Source organism: Nocardiopsis sp. NPDC055551 (assembly GCF_053619415.1).
In genome coordinates, this window is sequence record NZ_JBSHJJ010000001.1 from 867117 (window position 1) to 884498 (window position 17382).

Here is a 17382-nt window from a genome sequence, read left to right on the forward strand (position 1 = left end):
TCCGTAACTTGGGGGTGCGAGCAAGGGAGGAACCGATGCTGGACCGGTTGAACGAGGCGCTGGAGCGGGTCGAAAGAGACCTGGGCGAGCCCGTGGACGTGGCCGCGATGGCGCGTTCGGTGTTCGTCTCCGAGCAGCACTTCCGACGGATGTTCTCGGCGCTGTCGGGGATGCCGATCTCGGAGTACGTGCGCCGGCGACGCCTGACCCTGGCCGGGGCCGAGGTGATCCAGGGCAGGGACACCTTGCTCGACATCGCGGTGCGTTACGGCTACGGCTCGGCCGAGGCGTTCGGTCGGGCGTTCCGGTCCGTGCACGGGGTCGGCCCTGGCGAGGTTCGCCGCGGCGGCGCCGTGCTCGGCTCCCAATCGCGATTGACCTTCCACCTGACCATCGAAGGGAACACCATCATGCGCTATCGGATCGTCGACAAGGACGCGTTCGCCGTCACCGGACCAAGGGCACGGGTACCGCTGGTCTCCGAGGGGCCCAACGAGGCCATGATCGAGTTCGTCAAGGGCATCGACGAGGCCACCCACGAGAGGATCGAGGAACTGTCCGACCAGGAACCGAGCGGGACGCTGGGTGTGACCCACGCTCTGGAGCCGGGTCGTGGGGAGGGAAGCGCCATCGACTACTACCAGGGAGCCGCCACCTTCGCCACGGAGGTTCCCGAGGGGATGGAGTCACTGCGGGTGCCGGCGGGCACCTGGGTGGTCTTCCCCTTCGAGCGGTACACCTTCCCCGAGCAGATCCAGCGGATCTGGTTGTACGCCTTCTCCGAGTGGTTCCCCTCCAACCCCGCCTACCAGCACGGGCAGGGGCCGGACATGCTGAAGCTGGACTACGACGAGCAGGAGGAGGGCCTGGTCTCCGGGGAGCTGTGGATGCCGGTGGAGAAGGTCTGATCCGGGCGTGTACATGTGTGCGCCCGCTCTGGGGTGGTCTTCCGTCCGGGGTGGTCGGGGACGCGCTCAGCCGACCCCGGAGGGGCGAGGGCGCAGGCGGTTCTGTTCGAGGAAGCGCCGCAGTACCTCGTTGAAGCGGCCGGCGCGCTCCAGGTTGGGAAGGTGACCGGCCCCTTCGATGATCTCCATGATCGAGTCCGGGACGCGCACGTGCATGAGTTCGGCGCCCTTGGGCGGGGTGAATCCGTCGTGTTGGCCCACCACGAGCAGGGTGGGGGCGGAGATGTGCCTGAGCAGCGGGGTGTGGTCGGGGCGCCGGGCCCGACCCAGTTGGGCGGCGGCCACGCCCTCGGGAGGTGCGGCGCACATCATGTCGCGCACGTGGTCGGCGACCGCGGGCAGGTCACGGACGTTGTCGGCGGTCATCATGCCCACGAGCATGTCGTCGGCGTAGCCGCGCATGCCCTCCTCGCGCAGCCGTGCGGCCAGCCGCTCACGGGCCAGGCGGCCCTGTTCGGTCTCGGGCAGGGGGTTGGTGGCCACCAGGGTCAGGGAGTCGACCCGGTCGGGGAAGAGGCGGCACATCTCCAAGGCGACCTGGCCGCCCATGGACACACCCACGACGTTGACCACGTCCAACCCCAGGTGGTCGAGCAGCGCGGCCATGTCCCGCGCGAAGACGTCCAGGGGGGTGACCCCCGGCACGACCGTGGAGCTGCCGTAGCCACGCAGGTCGGGAACGATGGTTCGATAACCACGTCCGGCCAGCGCTCGGACCTGGGGTTCCCACATCGTCCGATCGAAGGGGTGCCCGTGCAGGAACAGCACGGGGCATCCCGCCCCACGATCGGTGTAACCGACGCTGATTCCGCGCACGGACGCGGTGTCCAGGTCGTCCTGGTTCGCGGTGTTCGTCATCTGGTGAGCCACAACAATCGATGTTATTCATCGGGTCAAGGGGAGCAATAGGGTGCACCTTGAAAAACGGCGGGCCGTAGGTGGTCCCTCGACACCTACGGCCCGTGCACCACGGCCCGCCGTCCTCGGGCATGGTGCGGCACGGTGGGCCTTGCCACTCGTACCGGTGACCGGAGCGCGAACGCCCCGGCACCTGGGGAGACGCTCGTCGGAGCGTTCGAGTTCGGACGGAAGTCCCAAGGAACGGGAAAATCTGTACAGAACTTCGTAGGATCGGCTTTCAGTCGTCTCGACGGGCCAGGAGCAGGGCGGCGAGCAGGTGGGGCACGGCGAAAAGGGCGAAGGCCGCGCCGTGACCCATGGCGGTGAACACCCCCGCGTACACCAGGAACGTGGTGATGCCGAGGGTCTCGGTGCCAAGGTCCGCCAACGAGGTGACCGTGGCTCGGCCGGGGCCGGTGATGCTCTCTTGTAGACGGGCATCGGCCACCACCATCATCGCCTGGCACACCCCGAATCCGAAACCGAGCAGCGCCCAACCCGCCGGGCCGGTGAACAGGGCTCCGGCCGCGATGGCCACCGAGGCCAGGGTCATCAGCGCGGCCAGAGCCCGGCCGGGGAGTCGGGAGAGGGGGCCGGCGGAGAGACCTCCCAGGGTCACCCCGACCCACACCACCAGCACCACCAACGGCACCGATTGCGCGGGGACCCCCGCGTCACGGGCCAGCAGTGGAACGTACTCCTCCAAAGCCCCCCAAAAGGCGCTGACCAGCACCACCAACAGCAATGCCGGACGCACCCCAGGGTTGTGGCGTACCTCGGCCAGGCCTGAGCGCAGGGTCTGGAGGTAGCCCGGTTCGTCGCCGGGGTCGCGCTCACGCACGCGATGTTCGGGCAGGGCCAAAGCGCACACCGAACACAGCAGACAGGCGGCCACGCTGGCCAGGCCGATGACCATGTAGCCGCCATGGGTCATGGCGGGAACGGCCACCAGGGTGGCCACGCCCACCGCGGCCACACCCAGGGCCCGGGTCAGGCCCATCACGCGGGGATAGGCGTCGGTCCCCCCGCGGTGGTCGAGTTCGGTGTACACCAGTGCCTCGAAGGCGCCGGAGGACAAGGCTCCGGCCGCGCCCCAGAGCACGAACCCCAGGGCGAACGCCCACGGGGAGGGTAGGAGCAACCACAGCGCGAACGCGGATCCGGTCAGAAGCGGGGCGGTCGCCAGCAGGTGGCGGCGCGGCACCAGATCGGCCAGGGCACCGGCCGGCACGGTCAACAGCACCGAGGTCAGGGACCACAGCACGAACAGCGCGCTGATGTGGGTGACCGTCAGGCCGTTCTCGGCGAACAGCAGGGCGTAGAGCGGGTAGAGGAGGATGAACTCCTCGAAGAAGGCGTAGCCGTAGACCGGCCAGGTCAGCCGGATCAGACGCGTGCGGGGCACACGTGGGTTCACGGTGGTCATGGAGGCCTTTTCCGTCGAACGGGTCGGGGACACCGGATGCGTTCGGTGCGTCCGGCGGTCCTCGGACGTTCGCCGCGGATCGACCTCTGGCTATGACTTAACATCGCTTGCGCATGTCACCAGGCTAGAACAGTGGATCGGTTCGGCGCGAGTGGATTCTCGACCCGTGGGCCAAGGCCCTTGCGACGTCAGCGGCCGGTGGGCAGGTCCGGGTGCGGCCCCAGACGTGGCACCGGAGGCAGGGGCGCTCGCCCGGGTCGGGCCTCGAAGGCCTGGATCAGGTAGGTGCTCAGCCGGCGAGAGGCGGCCATGGCCTGGGCTTCGGTGGCGGCCGTGATCCCCCTGTTGGCCATCATGACCAGGGTGAGGTCGTCCCGGACGAAGTCGGGGCGCAGCCGCCCGGCGTCCTTGGCCCGGCGGGCGAGTTCGGCGAAGCCGTTCTCGGCGCGGATCCGCTCGGCCTCGAAGAGCGCCGGGTCGGGCAGGACCTCCAGGAAGATCGCGCTCAAGCCGCGGTCCGTGGCCTGCATGACGCATGTCTTCTCGATCACGGTGGTGAAGCCCCGCCAGGGATCGGGGTCGGCCAAGGCGTCGTCGATCACCGCCACGCATTCGGCGACCTGGTCGCGGGAGACCTCGGCGAGCAGTTCCGACTTGGTGGGGAAGTGCCGGTAGAGCGTGGCGACGCCGACCCCGGCCCGGCGGGCGATGGCGGTCATGGACGCTTCCATGCCCTGCTCGGCGAAGATCGTGTGCGCGCTGTCCAGGACACGGCGGCGGTTGTGCAGCGCGTCGGTACGAGGTTTCCGAGAGGATCCGGTCGTCATGTCTCCCACTTTAGCGTTAACCGGAGGGCCTACTCCATTTCGGTCGTTACCTTTGACGACGGCGGTGCGAGCCGCCCGCCGCAAGAGGAAACGGGGACGATCTTGGAACGCATGCGCATGGCCCGCTACGACCGTTACGGCCCTCCGGAGGTGCTGTACGTGACCACCGTGCCACGGCCCGAACCGTCCCCGAACCAGGTCCTGGTGCGGGTGCGTGCGACGAGTGTCAACGGTGGTGAGCTGCGCATGCGATCGGGTGAGCTCGCCCTCCTGGGCGGTCGACGGTTCCCCAAGACCCTCGGGATCGACTTCGTCGGCGAGGTCGTCGCCAGGGGCGCGAAGATCTCCACCGTGACCGTGGGGGAACGGGTGTGGGGTGCCCTGCCGCGCCTGGCCACCGAGTCCAACGCCGAGTACGTGGTGGTCGATCCGGGCCGACTCTCCCCCGCCCCGGCCGATCTGGATCCGGTCGAGGCGGTCACCCTGCTCGCGGGTGGCACCACCGGCATTACCGCGCTACGCGACCACGCGCGCCTACGCGCGAATGAGCGTGTGCTGGTGCGCGGCGCCGCGGGAGGGGTCGGGAGCGTGGTGGTGCAGTTGGCCAAGGCCCGGGGCGCGCACGTCACGGCCCTGGCTCGGGAGGCCAACCTGGACTTCGTGCGTGGACTGGGCGCCGACGTCGCCTTGGACCATCATGCGCACGGCCCCGCCGACCTGGGCTCCTTCGACGTGATCATCGACTGTGTGGGCACCGACGTGCCCGCCTACCGGGCCCTGCTCGCTCCGCGTGGGCGGATGGTGGCCATCGTTTTCGGTGCGGTGCGCGACCTGGGCCACATCGTGGGTTCGATCGTGTACGGGCGTGGGAGGGTGCGCTTCTTCAGCGGCAACCCCAAGCGGCCGTTGCTGAGCGAACTCGCGGGCTTGGTCGAGGGAGGACGGGTGCGTCCGGTGGTGGACACCGTGTACGAACTCGACGACGTCGCCGCCGCCCATCGGGCGTTGGAGGCCGGGGGCGTGCGGGGCAAGCACGTCATCCGCGTCGACTGACCCGGCTCAGTCGGAGGCGTGTTCGGCCCAGTCCTCGGTGTGGCGGTGGGCGCCCAACCCCACGGCGGTGAACTCGTCCCGGTCGTGGGGGCCCACGATCACGCCCAATCGGCGCAGAGTGCGGGAGAGCAGGAATCCGTCGGCGGGAGCCGGTTCGTCCGCGCCCACGCGCAACGGTCCCAGGGTGAGCTCGCCGTGCTCCCACACGGCGGCCGCCTGGGTCATGGCTCCGCCGAAGGAGTCGATCTCCACATAGGCGAGGGGCCCGCCACGCGACCACTCGGTCGCCCATCGTGACAGCCACGCGGGCAACAGGTGGAACTCGCGAAAGGGACGCTCGCCCAAAGGCCCGGAATCGTGTAGCGCGTCGGTCAACGGAACCAGGGCCAACCCCTGCAATAGTCCGAATCGTTGGGCTCGGGGTAGGTCGACCGTCGCCTCGCGTATCAGCGCGGCATCGGCGATGACGGCTTCGAGCGTGTATCCCACGAAAGGGCTCCCATGAGGACGAGGGGCATTGAGGATCCTGCGGACCAAGATCGTTACTTTAAGTCACATGATGAATACGGAAGGTCGCCAGATGTTCATTCTCCGGTGGTGGGAACCTTCCCGGACTCGTGGCGAGATGGTCAACGGTCCTTTTCCCCCGATGCCCCCAGGAGCCCTCGCATGCCGGATACCCCCCACTTCAGTACCCCTTCCGTTTCCTCCCCCGAACCAGGTGTGATGGCGACCCGACGGCAGGCGCTCATGGGAGCCGTCACGTTGGGTGCCGCGGCGCTGGGTACGACCCTCGGTGCGTCATCCGCGTCAGCGGCCACCTCGACCCCCCGAGGCCCCATGATCTCCGACCCCTTCACCCTGGGAGTCGCCTCCGGCGACCCCTTCCACGACAGCGTCGTCCTATGGACTCGACTGGCCCCCGACCCCCTGGCCGAGGACGGCCTGGGCGGCATGCCCGACCGTGTGGTCGAGGTCCAATGGCAGATCTCCCAGGACGAGAACTTCTCTCGTACGGTCGCCGCCGGAACGGTGGAGACCGGCCCCGATCAGGCCCACTCCGTGCACGTGGAGGCACAGGGCCTGCGTCCTCGCGCCGACTACTTCTACCGGTTCCGCGTCGGCGGTGAGATCAGCCCCGTGGGACGCACCCGCACCGCCCCGGCCCCGGGCGCTCGCCTGAACCACTTCGCGTTCGCCATCGCCAGCTGCCAGAGCTACGCACAAGGGCACTACACGGCCCAGGCCCATCTGGCCCAGGAGGACCTGGACCTGGTGGCCTTCCTCGGCGACTACATCTACGAGACCGAGGACCAGGGCGATATCGGTCGCGGCCACCTGCCCCCGGTGGAGGTGCGTTCCCTGGCCGAGTACCGTCTGCGGCACGCCCAGTACAAGACCGACCACGACCTTCAGGCCGCACACGCGGCCTTCCCCTGGGCGGTGGTCTTCGACGACCACGAACTCGAGAACAACTGGGCCGACGACACCTCCTACGGGGAGGACGTCCCGCCCGAGGAGTTCATGCGGCGCCGAGAGAACGCGCTGAAGGCCTACTATGAGCACATGCCCCTGCGCGCAGCCCAACGCCCTGCTGGACCCGACCTGCACCTGTACCGCCGGCTCGTGTTCGGAAACCTGGTCGACATGCACCTGCTGGACACCCGCCAGTACCGGGACGTGCAGGTGGCGGATGAGGAGCGCGGGGACCCCGACCGCAGCATGCTGGGCGCCGACCAGCGACGTTGGCTCTCCCAGGGGCTGGGCGATTCCACCGCCACCTGGAACGTGTTGGCCCAGCAGGTGTTCTTCTCCCAGCGCGACTTCGCCGAGGGCGCGCTCACCGACTTCAGCGACGACGCCTGGGACAATTACCGGTTCGAACGCGACGCGGTGCGCGATGAACTGGCCGAGGTGGGCAACGCCGTGGTGCTCACCGGGGACGTGCACGCCAATTACGTGGTCGACGTCAAAGCCGACTTCGACGACCCCGACTCGGCGACGGTGGCCACCGAACTGGTGGGGACGTCCTTCACCAGCGGCCGCGACGGCGTCGAACAGAACAACCCGGGTGACGCGGTCCAGCTGCGGGAGAACCCCCACATCAAGTTCATCAACCGCAAACGCGGATACGTGCGCAACACCGTCACCCCCACCGAGTGGACGGCCGACTACCGGGTGGTGGACCGGGTGAGTGAACCGGATGCCCCGATCCGTGACCGGGCACGGTTCGTCATCGAGTCCGGCGAACCCGGCGCCCACCCCCTGGCCTAGATCGCACCCGATCCGGGGTCGGGCGGGATCTTGCGTCCGACCCCGTGCGCTCCGGCGGTCTGGGCCGGGACGGCCCCGGCTCCGTCGGCGATCGCCCGTTCAGAACCTGTAATGGGACACACGCATCGACGCACGTGTGGGACCCCAGGCGTTGAACGCCCGGTACATGGTTCGGTAACCCCACTCGGGGACGTCGGCGTACTCGGCCACGAGCGGATACTCCCCCACCAAGCGCAACCCGGGGTTCCACCGTTCGGGGGTGCGGGGGTCGTTCATGCCGAACATGGCCACGCCGTGGGCACGGGCCGTCGCACTCACCCACCCGGGGACCGTGTCGAAGACGATCTCCCCACCCAGGGGGAAGTGCTCGACCAACCGGTCGAGCAACTGTCGTGTCCGGTCCGGTGGCAGGTATTCGATCAGGCCCTCGGCGATGATCAGCACCGGTGCGTCGGAGGGGACATCACCCGCCCAGTCGGGCTCGGTGACCGAACCGGACAGCAGGTGATAGCCCTGGGGTTCGGGCAGTAGCCCTTGCCGTAGTTCGACCACGTTGGGCAGGTCCAGGTCGAACCAGCGGCCGCCCGTCGGCACCCCCAGGCGCAGGGCCCGCGCGTCCAGGCCACAGGCCAGGTGCAGCACGGTGCCCCCGGGGTTCTCGGCCATCCAGCGGCGTGCCCGTTCGTCGATGCGTCGGGCCCTGAGGAGTACGAGGTTGCGGTCTCCGCCCACACCCCACAAGACGCGCCGGTCGAACTCCAGGCGGTCGAAGACGTCCACTGCCCAGACGTCGCCCAGCAACGGTGGGTCGTTCCGAAAGTCCAGGACCTTGATGTAGACGGTCCACAACAGCGTCTTCTCGATCGCGCCCAATCGGACCCCGTGTGTCTGTCCGCCCATCGCGTCCCCTTCACTCGTGTGGGCGGGTTCCTACCCCGACGATCGTTCGACGGACCGGGGTTTCTCGCGCTTCGCGGGTCGTCGAGGACGAAACGATCGGGGCGCGACGGAGTTCGGTGCGGTCAGTCCTCGGGACTGATCCACAGGGCTTCGGCCGCGACCAGCCCCAGGGCCTGGTCGCGTTCCTGGCCGCCCTTCTCCGGGCGCACCGAGATCTGGATCGAGCCGGCGAAGGGTTGGCGCTCGACCACGGTGACGCGCATGCCGATGCCGAGGTCGATGTCGGCCAGGTAGCGCAGCAGTTCGGGGTCGATGTCGTTGACCCGCACGATCACCCCTTGGGTGTCGGCCTCGGCCTCCGACAACAACACCGTCTCGCGCTGGACGATGGTGCCCTCGCGGGTGGGGATGGGGTCACCGTGCGGGTCCACCACCGGATCTCCCAGGTGGGAGGCGATGCGGTCGACGAACTTGTCCGAGACCACGTGTTCGAGGATTTCGGCCTCGTCGTGCACCTCGTCCCAGGAGTAGCCCAGCTCGGCCACCAGGTAGGTCTCCAGCAGTCGGTGCCGGCGCAGTACCGCCAAGGCGGCCTTGGTTCCGACCTCGGTCAGGCTCACGTTGCCGTAGCGCTGGTGTTGGACGAACCCGAGTTCGTTGAGCTTGCGCAGCATCCCCGAAACCGAGGAGTTGGACACCGCCAGCCGCTCGGCCATCCCGGAGATGGTCACCGGTCCGGTGCCGCGCTCCTGGAGGTCGTAGATGACCTTCACGTAGTCCTCGGCCGATGTGGACGGCCGTGCCGGTGTGTGCCCCATGCCCGTAACCGTATCGTGTACCGCTTCGGCGCCACGATTTCCGCGCCGTCGCCCGTGGACGACGCCGTTCCGTTCATAAGACGGCGCGGGGCGGATTCCGCGGGTGCGGGCGGTGCCTCCTCGGGTCAGGATCTCGGGCTCCGGAGATGCCGGTGCTTCGGGTGCGGTTGGACGGAGTCGGAACGTCCGGCGTTTCCCCGTGGTGGCATGACCGGTCCCGCCCTCGACCCGATTAGCCCGCCTCCACGAACCCGGGGCCCGGCGATCTCCCCGACGGTTCAGGTGAGGTGTGCGCCCGAGGTGGGTGCGGGGCACGTTCGGGCGCCACTGGATTTCGCACTGTGCCGGTCGGGGATCCAGGGACCGACCGTAACTCGGAAAATCATTCTCTCGAGAACAGAACGAGCGCGAATTGGTCCGAGTTCGCGCCGTTTTGCACTTGAGGCGTTATCGATTGTCGAAGTCGAGTTCCGAAAACCTGCACCAAGCGGCCTTCCTGGCCACAAGACTGTGAGGTGACGCTAGGAAGGGAGCAGATGGACGACGTTCGGGTTCGGTACGTGTTGGCGTTCGACTCCTCGTGTGAGCGGTGCGCGAGTATCTCCACCGCGGTGGCGAGGGCCTCGGCGGGCAGGTTGGAGACCCTGCCGCTCACCCACACCGACGTGCGGGCCTGGCGGGCCAGGCAGTGGGGACCGACGGCCCCGTGGGTGCCCACACTGATCTGCAGGTACGGGCGGCGGGTGCGCTGTTGGCGCGGGGCGGCGATGATCGCGCCGCTGGTGCGCGGGCTGGGTGCGCGGGCGAGCCTGCGGGTCGTGGAGGTCCTGGGCGAACTCGGTCGCAGCCGGCGGGCGCCCCATGAGGACCACCACCGGTGGGGGCGGGTGGTCGCCGGACTGCGCGCCGTGTGGGATCTGACCCTGGCCCGGCGTACTCCGGACCTGGCCCGCTCGGACCAGGCGCTGGCCCGCGAGTGGGTGGAGGAGCACCGTTCCCGGCTGCCCACCGACTTCGACGAGTTCGCCGTCCATCCCCTGGTGCGACGCAGGTTGATCTTCGCCGAACTCTCCCCCGAACAACGACGCGACCTGTGGGCCGAACACCTGCGCCGTTTCGACCTGGCCAACCCGGACCTGACGCGGGATCAGCGCGCCGCCCTGGACCTGGCCGTGGTGACCTTCTCCGAGGAACAGGTCTTTCGGGACGGGCTGGGCCCGGTGCTGGAACAACGGTTGCGCGACCGTGCGGTGGCCGCATTCGGCTCCTACCGGGCACACGCGCTGCTGGCGACCCTGGGCCCGGTCGAGACCGACCCCGAATGCGTGGCCGCCCAACCGTTGGTCCCCCGCCGTCGTTCCTGGGCGCCCTGCCTGTCCAAGGGGTGTGTGGAGATGCCCTTCACCTGCGGGGTGGCCTGGGTGTCCACGCACGATCGCAGTGCCTCTCTGGCCATCACACGGGCCCATCCTTGACCCTTCCTCCTGGCCTGGCCCGTCCTCCCACGTCGATCGGCGCTTCGTGGGTGGATGGACCGGGCCGATGCCCTGGCCGCCGGGCGTGGGCGCGCCAGGGCATCCTCTTGGCTTCCCGTTCCGCTTCGGCGCGGGTGGGCGCCCTCAGCTCAGGCGTTCGAGCAGCTTTCGGGCCAAGGGCGCGGAGGAGGCCGGGTTCTGGCCGGTGACCAGGGTGCGGTCGACCACGACGTGGGGCGCCCACGGTTCACCCTCCTCGACCTGGACGCCGGCCTCGGTGAGGCGGTCCTGCAACAACCAGCGAGCCTTGTCCGCCAGGCCGGCCTGGGTCTCCTCGGCGTTGGTGAAGGCCGCCGCCCGGTAGCCGGCGAAGGTGTTGGTGCCATCGGGGCGCTCGGCGGCCAAGAACGCGGCCGGGGCGTGGCAGACCACGCCCAGCGGTTTGCCCGACTCCAGGGCGGCGGTGAGCAGGTCACCGGAGACCGAGTCGACCGCCAGGTCCTCCATGGGTCCGTGCCCACCGGGGTAGTAGACGGCGTCGTAGTCGTCCAGGTCGACCTCCTCCAGTCGGATCGGTGCGCCCAACTCCGTCATGGACGCCAGGGTGGAGGCGACGCGCTCGGCGCCCTCCACGCCACCGTTGGCGTCGGCGGTCAGACTGGCCTCATCGACGGTGGGTTCGACCCCTCCGGGGGTGGCCACGACGACCTGGTATCCGGCCTCGGTGAGGATCTCGTAGGGGGCCACGGCCTCCTCGGCCCAGAAACCGGTGGGGTGTCGGGTTCCGTCGGCCAGGGTCCAGTGGTCGACGCCGGTCATCACGAACAGGATCTTGGACTTGGGCATGGTTGCTCGCACTCTTCCGAACGTGTGTTCTGGTGTGTGGTTCGGGCGGTTGTGCCACGGATTCCCGAACGTAGCGGTGCGGGCCCATCGATGGCCAATGGGATCGCCGGAGATCAAGGTCATGGTGTTCGCGCGGGTGCGTTCGGGCAGTCTGGGGAACATGAGCGAGCACACCACGGCGACCATGTTCGCCAACAGACAGAGCATCTATGGCGGCCCCGAGGTGCTGGAGTGGACCAGGGTGCCTCGGCCCGACCCCGGGCCGGGGCAGATCCTGGTCGCGGTCCGGGCCGCCGGGGTCAATCCCACCGACTGGAAGCATCGCGCCCAAGGCGTGTTCTTGAACCGGCTTCCCCTCGTCCTGGGTTGGGACGTCTCCGGTGTGGTCGAACGGGTGGGCTATGGCGTCACCCTGTTCGAGCCCGGTGAGGAGGTCTTCGGGATGTTGCCCTACCCGCACGGGGTGGGTTCGCACGCCGAGTACGCGCTGGGTCCGGCGCGTGCCTTCACCCACAAGCCCTCCGAGATCGACCATGTCCGGGCCGGGGCGCTGCCGTTGGCCGCGTTGACCGCCCACCAGGCATTGGTCGACACCGCCCGCGTCGGTGCCGGGCAGCGGGTGCTGGTGCACGCGGCCGCCGGCGGGGTGGGCCATTTGGGCGTACAGATCGCCAAGGCGCACGGGGCGCACGTCATCGGCACCGCGAGCGCGCCCAAGCACGACTTCCTGCGCGAGTTGGGCGCGGACGAGGTCGTGGACTATCGCGAGGTCGACTTCGCCGAGGTGGTCGAGGAGGTGGACGTGGTCCTGGACCCGGTTTCGGGCCAGACCCGAGCCCGTTCCCTGGACCTGCTGCGCCCGGGTGGAGTCCTGGTCTCGCTGCTGCCCGGCCAGGACCCCGACGAGGCGGCCAAGGTCGAAAGGCTGGGCGTGCGGGCGAAGACGATGTTGGTGGAGGCCGACCACGAGGGGATGCGCGCCATCGCCGACCTGGTGGCGCGGGGCGCCCTGCGACCGCACGTGGAGGCGACCTTCCCGATGGACCAGGCGGCCAAGGCGCACGCCCTGGGCGAGAAGGGGCACACCACCGGCAAGATCGTCCTGGTCGCCGAGAACGCCTGAACGTCCTGGGCCGGACCGAGGTCTCCCCCGCGTGGGGGAGGTGTCCACGCATGATCCCCTGTCTGCGGGAGGCGTGCTCGGGGTGCCCGGCGAAGACCGGGGTGTATGGACACACCACCCGGTGTCGAACGCACCGAACCCCACCACCGAACACGTGCGCGATGGGCCTGGGCTGCCGCGGTCCTTACGACGCTGCTTCGTCGGAGGAGTTGAGCGAGGCGGGCAAGGGCACCCCGGTGGGACGGCGGCGGGCGGCCCGGGGCGGGCCTGTTCCGGCCGGGCGGCCAGGCGCGGCAGCGTGTCCTCACTGGCCGCGGGCCGGGACCCGGGCCTTCAACAGCATCTCCTCGTACTCCTCCTCCGGATCCGAGTCCAATACGATCGCCCCGCCCGCCCCGATGGTCAGTTCCCCGCCGGCGCGCACGGCCGTGCGGATGACGATGCTCAGATCCGCCTCACCGGAGTGCGACACATACCCCAGCGCCCCGGAGTACACCCCGCGCGCCGAGGACTCCAGCCGGTCGATGATCCGCATGGTGCGCACCTTGGGCGCGCCCGTCATCGAGCCGCCGGGGAAGCAGGCGCGCACCGCCGCCATCGTCGACACCTCCGGCCGGAGTCGGCCCTCGATGGTGGAGACGAGCTGGTGCACGGTGGTGTGGGACTCGGTGTACATGAACGCCGGCACCCGCACCGAACCCACCTCGCACACCCGCCCCAGGTCGTTGCGGAGCAGGTCCACGATCATCAGGTTCTCGGCACGGGTCTTGGCGTCGGTGCGCAGCCGCTCGACGACACGCGCGTCGACCCGCGGGTCGGGGTGACGCGGCGCGGTGCCCTTGATGGGTCGGCTCTCGGCCACACGGTCGGAGTCGACACGCAGGAAGCGTTCGGGGGAGGCACTGAGCACGCTCACCTCGCCCAGGCGCAGGTAGGCGGCGTAGGGGGCGGGGTTGGCCGCGCGCAGCCTTCGGTAGAAGTCCAGGTCCTCGCCCTGGTCGGGCAGGCGGACCCGGTTGGTCAGACAGATCTCGTAGCTTTCGCCCTGGGTGAGGTGGGCCAGGCACTCCTTGACATCGTCGACGTATCCGGCGTGGGGACGCTCCAGCAGGGCGGGCAGGTCCACGGGGTCGGCGGGCGGGGAGGGTCGGGGCGGGTCTGGAAGGTCGAGCAGCTCCGTGCGGGTGCGCTCCACCCAGGAGCGGGCGTCGGGTGCCCCGTCGGCGCACACCACGTAGGTACGTCCCCGGTGGTGGTCCACGGCCACGAAACGATCGCAGCGCATCCACACCGCGTCCGGGGTGGGTGCGCCGTGGGTGCGCTCTCCCCCGGTGTGGGCCTTGAGTTCGTAGCCCAGGTAGCCCACGTAGCCGCCGGTGAAGTCGAAGGGCAGTCCGTGCTGGGAGGGGGCGGCTCCGGTGCGGCGCTCCAGGGCCTCGAAGACGGTGCCCGGTTCGGTGCGGGTTCCGTGGGCGTCGCGCACACGGACGCCCTCCCTTCCCACGTCGTAGGTGAGCACCTCGGCGGTGGGGCCTTGGGGTGCGCCCAGGAAGGAGAACCGGGCCGCTCCCTCGGGCCGGGAGCTGTCCAGCCAGAACGCGTACTCGGCGTCGGCGTACAGGTGGACGAAGGCCTTTTCGGTGTCGACCGCCCGATCGAGTTCGGCCACCACGTGTTCGACGCCATGGGTGGGCCGTCGAGGCTCAAGCGCGGGTGACGGCGGTATGGGGAGGGTTCGCGAGCGTGTGTGCGGGCGGGCCAGGTCCAGGAAGTTGGCCACCAACTCCGCGCCGTGTTCACCGGCCACCGACTCGGGATGGAACTGCACCCCCCACCGAGGCAGTTCACGGTGCTCCAGCCCCATGATCACGCCGTCTTCGGCCCGCGCGGTGACCCTCAACGTGGTCGGCGGGGGGTCGGCCACGGCCAGGGAGTGGTAGCGCACGGCGGTGAAGTCCTGCGCGATGCCGCTGAAGAGCCCGTGGCCGTCGTGTCGGACCCGGCTCAGATGACCATGACGGGGCTGGGGCGCGGAGTCGACCGAGGCTCCGGCCAGGTGGGCGATGGCCTGATGGCCCAGGCACACCCCCAACACCGGCAGGTGGGTGTGGGCCAAAAGGTCGGGGACCCGGCCCAGGTCACGGGTGGTCTGCGGGCGCCCGGGGCCCGGTGAGACGACCACGGCGTCCACCGTGCCCGGGTCGAAACCGGCCCAGTCGGGGCCGTCGTTGGTCAACACCAGCGGCTCTTGGCCCAGGACACGGGCCAGGAGCTGGAAGACGTTGAATGTGTAGGAGTCGTGGTTGTCCACGAGGAGGACCCGCATCCCGCCCTTTCGTTCTCAGTAGGCGCGGCGTTCTCAGTCGGCGCGGTGTTCGCGGCCGGTGCGGCCGGATTGCGACATTCCAGGTTACGGCGGTCGATGTCGTCACCTGCGCGCGGTGTCGGTTGTCCACAGATCCCGCCCGACCCCTGGTGCGCCGACCCCTGTCCGGGTACACAGGAAGAAGAGGACGAGGGGTCCGGCCCCTCGTGCGGACCAGGGAGTGGCACATGGCCGTCTTCACCGCGATGATCATGATCCTGATCATCCTGCCGCTGGCCTTCTTCTTCGTACTCACCGTCGGAGAGGTCGGGCGGGTCACCCAACAGCACCAGTCCAGGCGGGCCGCGCGCACGCGTCCGCACCCGCCCGCTTCCCCACCCCTGGACGCGGCCGAGAACGAGCTGCGGTTGCGCTACGCCAGGGGCGAGATCGATCGTGAGGAGTTCCTACAGCGCAAGATCGACCTGGAACGCTGAGGACCCATCCGCCACCGCGAAAACGGTTGACACCCACCGGCGGATGGGTAAGGTACGAACGTCCTGTCGTCGACGAATGAGGTGGACGTTGCGCATCTGAGGTTCGCGATCATCACGCGGTACGGCCCTTGGCCGTCTATTCAGCGTGGTTGCAACCTCGGTGCATGAGCCGTCCCCGTTCCACAGGACCTCTTCCACCTTCTGCCCGGCCCCAGGCCGCGTGGTGCTCGCACACGAAGCCCTTTTCCACAACGCTTCCGACTGCGAGAGAAAACCATGTCTCAACCCGTCACCACCGACGTCTCGGTGGCCTGTTCCGACCTGACCTTCGGCTGGCCGGAGGGCACCACCGTCTTCGACGGACTGTCCCTGTCCACGGGCCGCGGGCGCATCGGCCTGGTCGGTGCCAACGGTTCGGGCAAGTCCACCCTGCTCAAGCTCCTGGCCGGACACCTGCGCCCGGCCCGCGGCTCGGTGACCGTCCACGGTCGCCTGGCCTACCTGCCGCAGAACATCACGCTCGACACCGAACCGACCGTCGACCACGCCCTGGGCATCGCGGACAAGCGCGCCGCCCTCAACGCCATCGAGTCCGGCGACGCCTCCGAAGCCAACTTCGAGGTCATCGGTGAGGACTGGGACGTGGAGGAGCGCGCACTGGCCACCCTGGGAACACTGGGGTTGGACGGCATCGGCCTGGACCGCACCGTCGGCGAACTCTCCGGTGGGGAGACCGTCCTGCTGCGCCTGGCCGCACTCCTCATGGAACGCCCCGACGTGTTGTTGCTGGACGAGCCCACCAACAACCTGGACCTGTTCGCCCGCCGGCGCTTGTACGAGGCCGTGGACTCCTGGCGCTCGGGCACCCTGATCGTGGTCAGCCACGACCTGGACCTGCTGGAGCGCGTGGACCGCACCGCCGAACTGCGCAAGGGCGAGGTCACCTGGTACGGCGGCGGATGGTCGGCCTACCAGGAGGCCCTGGGCGTCCAACAGGAGGCCGCCGAGCGGACCCTGCGCGCGGCCGAGTCCGACGTGCGCAAACAGAAGAAGGAGCTCGCCCAGACCCAGATCAAGCTGGCACGACGTCAACGCACCGCGAAGAAGGCCGCCGCGGAGAAGGGGATCCCCAAGATCGTCCAAGGCGCTCTGAAGCGGGCCGCCCAGGAGTCGGCGGGAAAACTCAAGGGGACGCACGAGGACCGCCTCCAAGAGGCACGCGAACGCAAGGATGAGGCCGCCGAAGCGGTCCGCGACGACGCCGAGATCAGGGTGGAGTTGCCGCACACCGCCGTACCCAACGGGCGAGACGTGGCCCGGGTCAGCGGTCTGCGTCTCCGCCACGGCCGGTTGCGCGGCGCGGACCTGTTGGTGAGCGGCCCCGAACGGATCGCCCTGGTGGGCCGCAACGGTGCGGGCAAGACCTCCCTGTTGCGCACCCTGGCCGGGCTGCTCGACCCGTTGGAGGGCGAGGCGAAGGTGATGGTGCCACTGCGATTCCTGCCCCAGCGCCTGGACCTGCTGGACGAGGAACGGTCGGTGGTCGACAACGTCACCGACGCCGCACCCGGTGTGTCGGGGCAGCACATCCGCGCCCGGTTGGCCAAGTTCCTCTTCCGGGGGGCGCGTGCCGCGCAACCGGCCGGCACACTCTCGGGCGGGGAACGCTTCCGGGCGAGCCTGGCCATGACCATGCTGGCCGCCCCGGCCCCACAACTGTTGATGTTGGACGAGCCCACCAACAACCTGGACGTGTCCAGTGTCCGGCAGCTGACCGGTGCCCTGTCCGCCTACGAGGGCGCCCTGTTGGTGGCCTCGCACGACCTGCCGTTCCTGGAGTCGGTGGGGATCACCCGCTGGCTGTTCCTGGACGAGGAACTACACGAGACCACCGCCGAGCAGGTCCACGACCTGTTGGAGGGCCGTGAGCCCGAACAGGGCTGACGGTGAGGCCGGCGCTCACACGCCCG

Annotated in this window: 15 protein-coding genes; 7 read left to right on the plus strand and 8 right to left on the minus strand. The window is 69.3% G+C overall.

The genetic code is table 11. The features are described from left to right. Positions 1-35: 35 nt before the first annotated feature. Positions 36-908 carry an AraC family transcriptional regulator gene (locus ACWGSK_RS03600; RefSeq protein ID WP_358512729.1) on the plus strand — a complete coding sequence of 291 codons (873 nt, stop codon included), beginning with the start codon at positions 36-38 and terminating at the stop codon, positions 906-908. Between the two features lie 66 nt (positions 909-974). Here ACWGSK_RS03600 and ACWGSK_RS03605 read toward each other — a convergent pair whose 3' ends face one another. The 3 genes from ACWGSK_RS03605 to ACWGSK_RS03615 all read right to left on the minus strand — a co-directional run bounded on the left by ACWGSK_RS03605 (position 975) and on the right by ACWGSK_RS03615 (position 4121). Beyond that, on the minus strand, positions 975-1838 hold the full coding sequence (locus ACWGSK_RS03605) for an alpha/beta fold hydrolase (protein ID WP_452455158.1): 864 nt from the start codon (positions 1836-1838) through the stop codon (positions 975-977). Between the two features lie 268 nt (positions 1839-2106). Next, positions 2107-3294 carry an MFS transporter gene (locus tag ACWGSK_RS03610; protein WP_452455159.1) on the minus strand — a complete coding sequence of 396 codons (1188 nt, stop codon included), beginning with the start codon at positions 3292-3294 and terminating at the stop codon, positions 2107-2109. Positions 3295-3482: 188 nt separating this feature from the next. Next, on the minus strand, positions 3483-4121 hold the full coding sequence (locus ACWGSK_RS03615; RefSeq protein ID WP_358512720.1) for a TetR/AcrR family transcriptional regulator: 639 nt from the start codon (positions 4119-4121) through the stop codon (positions 3483-3485). Positions 4122-4232: 111 nt separating this feature from the next. Here ACWGSK_RS03615 and ACWGSK_RS03620 point away from each other — a divergent pair, with 111 nt between their 5' ends. Further along, positions 4233-5174: an NAD(P)-dependent alcohol dehydrogenase gene (locus ACWGSK_RS03620; RefSeq protein ID WP_452455191.1), complete on the plus strand. Its 942-nt coding sequence runs from the start codon at positions 4233-4235 to the stop codon at positions 5172-5174. A 6-nt stretch (positions 5175-5180) separates the two neighbouring features. On the opposite strand, the gene ACWGSK_RS03625 is transcribed toward ACWGSK_RS03620, so the two are convergent. Then, positions 5181-5663, minus strand: coding sequence for a hypothetical protein (locus ACWGSK_RS03625; protein WP_358512717.1), 483 nt, complete (start codon positions 5661-5663; stop codon positions 5181-5183). Positions 5664-5843: 180 nt separating this feature from the next. Here ACWGSK_RS03625 and ACWGSK_RS03630 point away from each other — a divergent pair, with 180 nt between their 5' ends. Continuing rightward, entirely contained in the window at positions 5844-7448 is a 1605-nt protein-coding gene (locus ACWGSK_RS03630; RefSeq protein ID WP_358512715.1) for an alkaline phosphatase D family protein, read from the plus strand. Between the two features lie 99 nt (positions 7449-7547). Here ACWGSK_RS03630 and ACWGSK_RS03635 read toward each other — a convergent pair whose 3' ends face one another. Together ACWGSK_RS03635 and ACWGSK_RS03640 are read right to left on the minus strand one after the other, a co-directional pair. After that, positions 7548-8348, minus strand: a complete 801-nt coding sequence (locus ACWGSK_RS03635; RefSeq protein ID WP_358512712.1) for a class I SAM-dependent methyltransferase — start codon at positions 8346-8348, stop codon at positions 7548-7550. A 122-nt stretch (positions 8349-8470) separates the two neighbouring features. After that, on the minus strand, positions 8471-9166 hold the full coding sequence (locus tag ACWGSK_RS03640) for a metal-dependent transcriptional regulator (protein WP_358512709.1): 696 nt from the start codon (positions 9164-9166) through the stop codon (positions 8471-8473). Between the two features lie 536 nt (positions 9167-9702). Between ACWGSK_RS03640 and ACWGSK_RS03645 the strand changes: the two genes are divergently transcribed. Further along, on the plus strand, positions 9703-10641 hold the full coding sequence (locus ACWGSK_RS03645; RefSeq protein WP_358512706.1) for a bacteriocin fulvocin C-related protein: 939 nt from the start codon (positions 9703-9705) through the stop codon (positions 10639-10641). Positions 10642-10785: 144 nt separating this feature from the next. Here ACWGSK_RS03645 and ACWGSK_RS03650 read toward each other — a convergent pair whose 3' ends face one another. Continuing rightward, complete coding sequence (locus ACWGSK_RS03650) at positions 10786-11487, minus strand: type 1 glutamine amidotransferase domain-containing protein (protein WP_358512703.1); 702 nt, start codon at positions 11485-11487, stop codon at positions 10786-10788. Between the two features lie 184 nt (positions 11488-11671). Here ACWGSK_RS03650 and ACWGSK_RS03655 point away from each other — a divergent pair, with 184 nt between their 5' ends. After that, on the plus strand, positions 11672-12610 hold the full coding sequence (locus tag ACWGSK_RS03655) for an NADP-dependent oxidoreductase (protein ID WP_358512757.1): 939 nt from the start codon (positions 11672-11674) through the stop codon (positions 12608-12610). A gap of 304 nt (positions 12611-12914) precedes the next feature. Here ACWGSK_RS03655 and pabB read toward each other — a convergent pair whose 3' ends face one another. After that, positions 12915-14936 carry an aminodeoxychorismate synthase component I gene (gene pabB / locus ACWGSK_RS03660; RefSeq protein WP_452455160.1) on the minus strand — a complete coding sequence of 674 codons (2022 nt, stop codon included), beginning with the start codon at positions 14934-14936 and terminating at the stop codon, positions 12915-12917. 227 nt (positions 14937-15163) lie between these two features. Between pabB and ACWGSK_RS03665 the strand changes: the two genes are divergently transcribed. Together ACWGSK_RS03665 and ACWGSK_RS03670 are read left to right on the plus strand one after the other, a co-directional pair. Next, positions 15164-15412 (plus strand): SHOCT domain-containing protein, encoded by a 249-nt coding sequence (locus tag ACWGSK_RS03665; protein WP_452455161.1) that lies wholly within the window; start codon positions 15164-15166, stop codon positions 15410-15412. Positions 15413-15688: 276 nt separating this feature from the next. Then, on the plus strand, positions 15689-17356 hold the full coding sequence (locus ACWGSK_RS03670; RefSeq protein ID WP_452455162.1) for an ABC-F family ATP-binding cassette domain-containing protein: 1668 nt from the start codon (positions 15689-15691) through the stop codon (positions 17354-17356). Positions 17357-17382: the final 26 nt, after the last annotated feature.